Source organism: Phytohabitans aurantiacus (genome assembly GCF_027923225.1).
In the GTDB taxonomy this organism is placed as follows: Bacteria; Actinomycetota; Actinomycetes; order Mycobacteriales; family Micromonosporaceae; genus Phytohabitans; species Phytohabitans aurantiacus.
The window spans coordinates 133,513-142,157 of record NZ_BSDI01000016.1; the positions used below are offsets into that span (position 1 = coordinate 133,513).

Below are 8,645 nucleotides of genomic sequence, written 5' to 3' on the forward strand. Positions count from 1 at the left end.
GCAGCGGGCCCGGCTAGCGCACCGTGGCGTAGCGGTTCTCGTTCGGCATGACGATCCACAGCGCGATGTAGATCAGGAACTGCGGTCCGGGCAGCAGGCACGAGAGCACGAAGATCAGGCGCATCATCCCGGCCGACATGCCGAAGCGGCGCGCGAGGCCGGAACACACACCGGCGATCATGCGGTTGTCGCGAGGTCGGACGAGCTTGCGACTCATGGTCGTCAACTCCTTGACGTCGGCGGCGGGGTCTTCGCCGCGGCTGTTTCCACCGTACGAACGGCAGGCCGCCCCGCCCTCAGCCACGAGGCGTATCCACGTCCCTCGTACCCGTAGGGCACACCCCGTACGCGAGTTCAGGCGTTAACACCAAGGATTAACCGGCTGCTAACCTGAGCCGCGTCAACGTGAGGAACGGGAGGCGGCCGTGACGTCGAGTGTCGTCGCGGTGTGGTCACATCGCAATGCGCTCCGCCTGCTGGTTCGGCGTGACCTGGCCGTCAAGTACCAGCAGTCGGTTCTCGGCTACCTGTGGTCGCTGATCGAGCCGCTCGCGATGGGCCTGATCTACTGGTTCGTCTTCGGCGTCCTGTACGACACCGGTCACCACTTGGGCGAAGCAAGCGATTCATACCCCCTCTTCCTCATTACCGGCATCTTCGCCTGGATGTGGACGAACGCCGCCATTTCCGAGGCGACGAACGCGCTCACCGGCCAGGCCCGGCTGATCACCACCATGAAGGTGCCGCGCGAGGTCTTCCCGCTCGGTCGGGTGATCGGCCGGTTCGCGGAGTACCTCGCCGGGCTCCCGATCCTCGTGCTGCTGGCGATCATCTTCGGCGAGTTCCAGCTGCGCTGGTCGATGCTCGCGCTGCCGCTGGCGATCCTCATCCAAGGAGCGCTGCTGATCGGGATCGCGCTGCTGCTCTCCTCCCTCAACGTGCTGCTGCGCGACGTCGAGCGGTTCATGCGGCTGCTGACCCGGGTGCTGTTCTACGCGACGCCGATCATCTATCCGCTCGCGCTGGTGCGCGATTCGTCGATGCCCGGCTGGGTAAAGACGCTCTACGATGTGAACCCGCTGGTCGGGATCTTCCAACTGCATCACGCGGTCTGGTACCCGGCCGAGCTCGACCTGCGCCTGACGGTCATCTCCGCGGTGGGCAGCGTGCTGACCCTCTTCTTCGGCTGGTGGGTCTTCCGTAGCCTGGAGCCCGCCGTCCTGAAGGAGCTCTGAGGGCCGTGTCCCAGCCCATTATCGAGGCCCGCGACCTCGGCATCCGGTTCGTGAGAAACCGGCGCCGGCAGTTGCGGCTGCGCGAGATGATCATCCACCGCGGCGGGCGGCAGCCGCGCGGTGACGAGTTCTGGCCGCTGCGGCACGTGACCTACGACCTGTATCCGGGCGAGGCGATCGGCGTCATCGGGCGTAACGGCACCGGCAAGAGCACGATGCTTCGCCTGATCGCGGGCGTGCTGATCCCAGACGAGGGCTCGATCAAGGTGCGGGGTGCGGTGGCGCCGCTGCTCGAGCTGTCGGCCGGGTTCTCCAACGACCTCACCGGTCGCGAAAACGTGCACCTCGTCGGGTCGCTCCACGGGCTGACGCCCAACGAGCTGAAGCACAAGTTCGACGAGATCATCGCGTTCGCCGGAGACCAGGTCGAAAAGGCCATCGACACCCCGGTGCGGCACTACTCGTCCGGGATGAAGGTGCGGCTCGGCTTCTCGATCATCTCGCAGCTCGCGCACCCGATCCTGCTGGTCGACGAGGTGCTGGCCGTCGGTGACGCGGAGTTCCGGAAGAAGTGCTACGCGACCATGGAACGACTGCTCGCCGAGGGGCGCACACTCGTGCTGGTATCACACAACGAAAGCGACCTGACCCGGTTCTGCAAGCGCGGCCTGTACCTCGATGGCGGCCTGCTCAAGGTCGACGGCACCGTCACCGAGGCGCTCGGTGCGTACAACGCGGCGGCCCGTCGCTGATGCTTGGCGTAGTCGTCGGCGAGCGGCCGGAACTCGCCGACCAACTCCGGGCCGCGGGCGCCCGTGACGCGGTGACCGTCGCTGACCTCGACGGGTTGGCAAAGGTGGCCAGTACCGCTGAGGAGCCCCTGCTGCTGTGCGCCGATGATCTCGTGGCGCACACCGCGGTACTCAGGCATCTCGCGACGAGTCCGGTCGGGCCGACGGTGGCCCTGTTGCTCCCGGAAGGCGCCGCCGACGTGCGCGAGGAGCGCGGCCGGCTGGTGCCGGGCCCGCCGACCGCCGCCTTTGGCGGTGCCCTGCGCGTGGGCGCCGATGACCTTCCGGCGCTGGTCGCGGCCGCGCGGGGAGCGACGCCCGGTGGTCTCGACGCGCTGCCCGCGGCCCTGTTCGGCACCGGGACCACGATTTTCGCTCACCGGGTACGCCTACTCGTGGCGACCCGGGCCAGCACGCCGCCCGATCGGGTGGCCGCCGAGGCCGCGGTGGCCGCGGTCGACTCCGACGCCGCCGAGCTGCGCCTGGCGGTGAAGGAGAAGGACGACCTCTTCGCCACGTACTTCGTGAGCACCTGGTCGCCGGTGCTGACCCGCTGGTCGGCCCGGCTAGGACTGGGGCCCAGCGCGGTCACGGCGATCTCGGTCGCGTTCGCGGTCGCCGCCGCGGCGCTCTTCGCGGTCGGCGGCCGGTCGGCGCTGGTGGCCGGTGCGGTACTGCTCTACCTGGGCTTCGTACTGGACTGCGTCGACGGCCAGGTGGCGCGGTACACGCGGAACTTCAGCGCGTTCGGCGGCTGGCTGGACACGATGGCCGACCGCGCCAAGGAGTACGTGGTCTACGCGGGGCTGGCCATCGGGGCGACCCGGGCGGACCTCGGCGACGGCTGGACGCTGGCGATCGCGGCGATCACCCTGCAGACCGTGCGGCACAAGACGGATGCCTGGTACGGCGCGCTGCACGACGAGGCGGCGTCCCGCTCGGCGGCGGCAACGGGCCGGCTCAGCTCCCTCTCCAATCGGGTGCAGGCCGACCAGGGCTCGATCATGTACTGGCTCAAGCGCACGGTCGTCTTCCCGATCGGCGAGCGGTGGGCGCTTCTGGCGCTCGCGGCGGCGCTGTTCGATCAGCGGGTGGCGCTGGTGGCGGTGCTCGTGTGGGGCGGGCTCGCGGCCGCGTACACGCTGCTGCTGCGCACGATGCGAGCCCGCGCGATGCGCGTGCCGGTGCTGGCGACGGTCAATACGACCCGTTACCGCGACGACGGCGTGCCAGCCCGGTTCCTCGGCCGGCGACGGATCCCGCCGCTGGCGGCGGCCGTCGTGGCCGCGGTCGGCGCGGCCGCACTGCTGTTCGTCCCGGATGAGATCAACCGGTGGAGCGTGCTCGCCGCGGCGGTGGCGCTCGTACTGGTCGCCGGACTGCCCGCGGCGGCACCGCACGAGGGAGCGCTCGACTGGCTCGTGCCGGCCGCCCTCCGAGCCGTCGAGTTCGTCTTCGTGATCGCCGTCGGCGCCGCGTTCGAGGTGCCGCAGTCACTCGTGTACGGCCTGCTGATGGTGCTGGCACTGCACCACTACGACCTCACGGCTCGGCTGGAGAAGCGGCTCGGCGGTCCACCACTGCACTGGCTCAGCCTGGGCTGGGACGGGCGCGTGCTGGTGCTCGCGATCGGTGCGGCGGCCGGTCTCGCCGGCCCGACGTTCGCGGCGCTGGCAAGCTACTTGCTGGTCGTGTTTGGCGCGGGCGTGGCACGGGCATGGGCCACCCCGACTGTCCAATAGACTGAATCGCACAATGCGTAATCGCCGCCTCCTGGGCGCGTGACGGGCCGCTAGCAGGGATCAGATCATGACGCTCATCAGCATCGTTCTTCCTGTGTATCGAGTGCAGGGATATCTGCGTGAATGTCTTGATTCGATCCTGCGGCAGTCCTTTACCGGCGTGGAAGTCATCGCCGTCGACGACTGCTCGCCCGACACCAGCGGGGAGATCCTCGCGGAGTATGCGGCGCACGACCCCCGCGTGCGGGTCGTCTCGCTGTCGGAGAATGTCGGTCTCGGCGAGGCGCGAAACATCGGGCTGGACCAGGCGACGGGTGAGTACGTCTGGTTCATCGACAGCGACGACTGGCTCGCCGACGGTGCGCTCGGCCGGGTCGCCGCCCGATTGATCGAGACCGCTCCCGACATGCTGATCGTCGACCATGTCCGGGCGTATTGGGACAACCGCACGGTCGGCAGCTCGCTGGCGCAGGTCTTCCCCGAGCCGCCGGGCGTCTTCAGCGTGCGCGAGCGGCCCGAGGTGCTGCGCCTGCTGCACACGGCGTGGAACAGGATCATGCGGCGCGAGTTCCTGGTGGGGCTCGGCCTGCGCTTCGGCCCGGGCTGGTACGAGGACGTCTCGTTCACGTTCCCGCTCCTGCTCAAGGCGAGCCGGATCGCGGTGCTCGACCGGGTGTGTGTCAACTATCGGCAGCGCCGCACCGGGGCGATCACCCGTACCCGGGGAGAGCGGCACTTCGAGGTCTTCCCGCACTGGCATCGGGTCTTTGAGCTGATCGACGAGTGGGGAGACGAGGTCGACGCCCTGCGTCCGCTGATCTTCGAGCGGATGATCTGGCACTACCTGACCGTGCTCGGCAACGGAAACCGGATCTCGCCGGACCTGCGGCACCGGTTCTTCGACCAGATCGTCGAGGACTACCGCCGCTGGTATCCGGCCGGCGGGTACGCCCAGCCGTCCGGCGCCGACGGCCTCAAGCACCGGCTGGTCAGCAAGGGCCAGTGGCGGACATTTACGGTGCTTCGGGCGGCGGCGCGCTACCGCACGAGGCTGCGGTCGATGGCGCGTAAGGGCAAGCAGCTGTCCCAGCGTGCCGCCATGGCCGCCGCGCGGGCCGCCCACCACGCGGTGATGCGCGTGTACTACCACCTCCAACTGCGGCTGCCACGCGACCCGGCGCTCGCCGTCTACGGCGCGTACTGGTACCGGGGATATGCCTGCAACCCCGCCGCGATCTACGAAAAAGCCCGCGAGTTGGCGCCCGATGTGCGCGGGCTCTGGGTGGTGCGGCGGGACAAGGCAGCGGCCATGCCGCCCGGCGTCGACTACGTGATCGCTGGCAGCCGGCGGTACTACCGGGCGCTGGCCCGCGCCACCTGGCTGATCAACAACGTGAACTTCCCAGACCTGGTGGTGAAGCGTCGCGGTTCCGTGCACGTGCAGACGCACCATGGCACCCCGGTGAAGGTGATGGGCCTGGACCAGCAGCGCTATCCGGTGGGCGCGGCCGGCACCGACTTCGCCCACATGCTGCGGCGCTGCGACCGGTGGGACTACAGCATCACGTCCAACAGCTTCTCCACCCAGATGTGGGAACGCGCCTACCCGTGCGACTACGAAACGCTGGAGGTCGGGTATCCGCGCAACGACCGGCTGGCGAACGCCACCCCGGCCGACGTCGCGGCCGCCCGGGAGCGCCTCGGCATCGGCGCCAAGGAGCGTGTGGTGCTGTACGCGCCGACCTACCGGGACGCGGTCAGCCACCAGCCGATGTTCGAGTACGACGAGCTCGCCGAGCTGCTCGGGCCCGACGGGCGGCTGCTGGTGCGCGGGCACTACTTCACCTCGCGGCGTAAGCGGCCGCTGGTAGACGAGGCGACCCGCGCGGGGTCGGTACAGGATGTGACGGAGTACCCGTCGGTGGAAGACCTGTACCTGGCCGCCGACGTGCTCGTCACCGACTACTCGTCGGCGATGTTCGACTACGCGATCCTCGACCGGCCGATCGTCATCTACGCGCCCGACTGGGCCGAGTACCGGCTACTGCGCGGCGCATACTTCGACATCACCGAGGAGCCGCCGGGCGTGGTGGCACAGACCTTCTCCGACCTGCTCGACGCGTTCCGCTCCGGCGCCGTCGACGGCGACGCGGCGGCCAAGGTCCGGGCCGACTTCCGGCGGCGGTTCTGCCATCGCGACGACGGCAACGCCGCCGAGCGCGTCGTCCGGCGCGTGCTGCTGGGAGAGCGCCCCTAGGGTGTGTGCCAATTGTTAAGCGCTTCGTGTGCCGGTAGCGCGTGCTGGGTAGCTGATTGACCGGGTGAAAGCCGCCTGAACTGGGCGGTAATCACCCTGTTACACCAGCAACATGGCACGTTTACCCGATGGGCTAGAGCCGTAACGCTCGTCACAGTTACCTATTCGGGGGCCGGCAACGATGCTGCGGGGAGGTGACGGTGACCACCGTCGCGCTCAAAGACGTCACGAAAGTGTTTCCCGACGGAACGGTAGCGGTCGACAACGTCAACCTCGACGTCAACGACGGCGAGTTCATGGTGCTCCTCGGCCCGTCAGGTTGCGGCAAATCAACCGTTCTGCGCATGGTAGCCGGCCTTGAAGATCCCACCAGCGGAGCAATCCTACTCGATGGTGAGCTGGCAAACGATCTTCCCCCGCGTGACCGGCGGATCGCCATGGTCTTCCAGGACTTCGCCCTGTACCCGCACATGACCGTCGGCGACAACATCGGGTTTCCCCTCCGCCTGTCCGGCGTCGAGCAGGGCCCCCGCGGTGAGCGGGTCGCCGACGTCGCGAGCGCCCTCGGCATCGGCGACGTGCTCGCCCGCAAGCCCAACCAACTCTCCGGCGGCCAGCGCCAGCGCGTCGCGATGGGCCGCGCGATCGTCCGCCGGCCGGGCCTGTTCCTCATGGACGAGCCACTGTCCAACCTCGACAGCGGCCTGCGCGCCGAGCTGCGCGCCGAGATCTCCGGCCTGGTGCGCGAGCTGGGCGTCAGCACCATCTACGTGACGCACGACCAGGCCGAGGCGCTCACGATGGCCGACCGCGTGGCGATCATGCGCCGCGGCGTGCTGCAGGACGTCGGCACACCCACCCAGGTGTACGGCCGACCGGCGACCCTCTACGTCGCCGCGTTCCTGGGCAGTCCGCGGATGAACCTGCTCGAAGCGTCCGTCTACGTGCACCTCGACCGGTACGTCGCCCTCAACTTCGGCGAGCAGGCACTCTACCTGCCGTGGGACGACATCCGGGCCCGCGCCGTCGCCCACTACCACGGCGAGCGGATCATCGTGGGCATGCGGGCCGAGGCGCTCACCCCGGTGGCACCCAGCACGCAGGGCGACGTGCTCCAGGGCCGCATCCGGTACCTCGAGCACCACGGCCACGAATCGCTGGCGTTCCTCGACATCGGCGCCACCGCCATCGTTGTCGACGACATCGGCGGCGCGGCTTCCGAACCGAGCGGCGGGTCCGGCCGGTTCCGCCGCTTCGGCCACGTCGTGCAGCGATTGACCGGCCGCGGCGAGCCGCGCAAACCCAACGACGAATCGGCGTCCAACCGCACCAGCGTGCTCAGCGACCCCGGACGCCACCAGCGCCGCCCAGCGGAACTGGCGGTCCGGCTGGCGCCGTATCCCGCGGTGTCGTCGGGGCATCCGCTTGCTATTTCGGTACGTATGGACGCCTTGCACTTCTTCGATGAGCGTGGCGACCGCATCGATGTGGGGTGGCGGTAGCTCGCCCGGTGCTCTACCGTCTCCGACACTGTCCTGACGGAAAGGACCATTCCTGTGTCGGCCAACGGTTCCGGAATACTGGTAATCGAGCGCATCCTGCGCGATAGGCAGAGCATCTGGCAGCAGATCGTCGCCGAGCGCGACCTCAACAGCCTTACGGGCAACATGCTTGCCAGCTCGGCCGTCGCCCTCGCCGCATACGGTGCGGTGCTCGGCTCGTTCCACAGTGTACTGATGGCCGTCACCTCGGCCGTCAAGCTTCCACTGCTCTTCCTGGCCACGCTCGCGATCTGCCTGCCGACGCTGTACCTCTTCAACCTGGTCTTCGGTGCCCGGCTGTCGGTACGCCAGTCGCTCGCGCTGGTGATGACCGCGCTCACGGTCACCGCGATGCTGGCGCTGGCGTTCGCGCCGATCAGCCTCTTCTTCCTGATCACCGCGCCCGACTACGGTTTCTTCAAGCTGCTCAACGTCGCGATCCTCACGCTGTCAGCATTGGTGGGACTACGATTCCTGACCGGCGGCATGCACGTGCTCAACGACGCCGGCCTGTTGAAGCCCGCCACCCCGGCACCGCTTGAAGCCGCCCCGGAGCCGGCTCCCGCGCTCGTCGCGGTCGCGGCCAACGGCGACAGCGCGTCCACAGTGGCCGCTCCCGTCCCCACCCTGCCCGTGGCGCCGCCGCCACCACAGTTCCAGCCATACGCCCCGCGGCCGCAGCGGCCTGTCGGCGAGCAGCGGCCGGCGAGCATGACGCTGCTGTACATCTGGATCATGCTGTTCGGCTTCGTGGGCACACAGCTCGCCTGGACGCTGCGGCCGTTCTTCGGCAACCCGGGGCAGGATTTCGCCCTGTTCCGCAGTATCGAAGGCAACTTCTACGCCGAAATAATCCGCACCATAGCCAACCTCTAACCCCACCGCCCGCGCCCCTCGCGCCCGCTCCGCGGCGCGCTCGCGCGCCGCGCGTGGCGCCCCGCGTGCCGCGCGTGGCCGCGTTGCTGGCGCTGCGCGCCCTTTCTCGCGCCGATCAAGGGCGAATGCACGGCTCTTCGCCCCGATGTGTGGGTTGGGGTCGGGTTGGTGATTGGGGCACGCCGTTGCCTGGCCTAGGTTTC

7 protein-coding genes are annotated in these 8,645 nt (G+C 68.9%); 6 read left to right on the forward strand and 1 reads right to left on the reverse strand.

The annotated features are described in order from the left end of the window. Positions 1 to 13: 13 nt before the first annotated feature. Positions 14 to 217: a PspC domain-containing protein gene (locus QMG73_RS18770; RefSeq protein ID WP_281897354.1), complete on the reverse strand. Its 204-nt coding sequence runs from the start codon at positions 215 to 217 to the stop codon at positions 14 to 16. A 208-nt stretch (positions 218 to 425) separates the two neighbouring features. On the opposite strand from QMG73_RS18770, the gene QMG73_RS18775 reads away from it, so the two are divergent. The 6 genes from QMG73_RS18775 to QMG73_RS18800 all read left to right on the forward strand — a co-directional run bounded on the left by QMG73_RS18775 (position 426) and on the right by QMG73_RS18800 (position 8,442). Continuing rightward, entirely contained in the window at positions 426 to 1,235 is an 810-nt protein-coding gene (locus tag QMG73_RS18775; RefSeq protein ID WP_281897321.1) for an ABC transporter permease, read from the forward strand. 5 nt (positions 1,236 to 1,240) lie between these two features. Continuing rightward, positions 1,241 to 1,987 (forward strand): ABC transporter ATP-binding protein, encoded by a 747-nt coding sequence (locus tag QMG73_RS18780; protein ID WP_281897323.1) that lies wholly within the window; start codon positions 1,241 to 1,243, stop codon positions 1,985 to 1,987. Next, positions 1,987 to 3,768: a DUF5941 domain-containing protein gene (locus QMG73_RS18785; protein ID WP_281897325.1), complete on the forward strand. Its 1,782-nt coding sequence runs from the start codon at positions 1,987 to 1,989 to the stop codon at positions 3,766 to 3,768. Before QMG73_RS18780 ends, QMG73_RS18785 begins: the two co-directional genes overlap by 1 nt. Before the next feature lie 67 nt (positions 3,769 to 3,835). Beyond that, positions 3,836 to 6,025 carry a bifunctional glycosyltransferase/CDP-glycerol:glycerophosphate glycerophosphotransferase gene (locus QMG73_RS18790; RefSeq protein WP_281897327.1) on the forward strand — a complete coding sequence of 730 codons (2,190 nt, stop codon included), beginning with the start codon at positions 3,836 to 3,838 and terminating at the stop codon, positions 6,023 to 6,025. Positions 6,026 to 6,225: 200 nt separating this feature from the next. Then, positions 6,226 to 7,527 (forward strand): ABC transporter ATP-binding protein, encoded by a 1,302-nt coding sequence (locus QMG73_RS18795; RefSeq protein ID WP_281897329.1) that lies wholly within the window; start codon positions 6,226 to 6,228, stop codon positions 7,525 to 7,527. 54 nt (positions 7,528 to 7,581) lie between these two features. Further along, the gene (locus tag QMG73_RS18800) at positions 7,582 to 8,442 is read left to right on the forward strand and encodes a hypothetical protein (protein ID WP_281897330.1); all 861 of its coding nucleotides are present in this window, start codon (positions 7,582 to 7,584) and stop codon (positions 8,440 to 8,442) included. Positions 8,443 to 8,645: the final 203 nt, after the last annotated feature.

Coding starts and splice junctions, on each gene's coding strand:
- QMG73_RS18770 (WP_281897354.1), bottom strand. CDS start 217: ATGAGTCGCAAGCTCGTCCGACCTCGCGACAACCGCATGATCGCCGGT.
- QMG73_RS18785 (WP_281897325.1), top strand. CDS start 1,987: ATGCTTGGCGTAGTCGTCGGCGAGCGGCCGGAACTCGCCGACCAACTC.
- QMG73_RS18790 (WP_281897327.1), top strand. CDS start 3,836: ATGACGCTCATCAGCATCGTTCTTCCTGTGTATCGAGTGCAGGGATAT.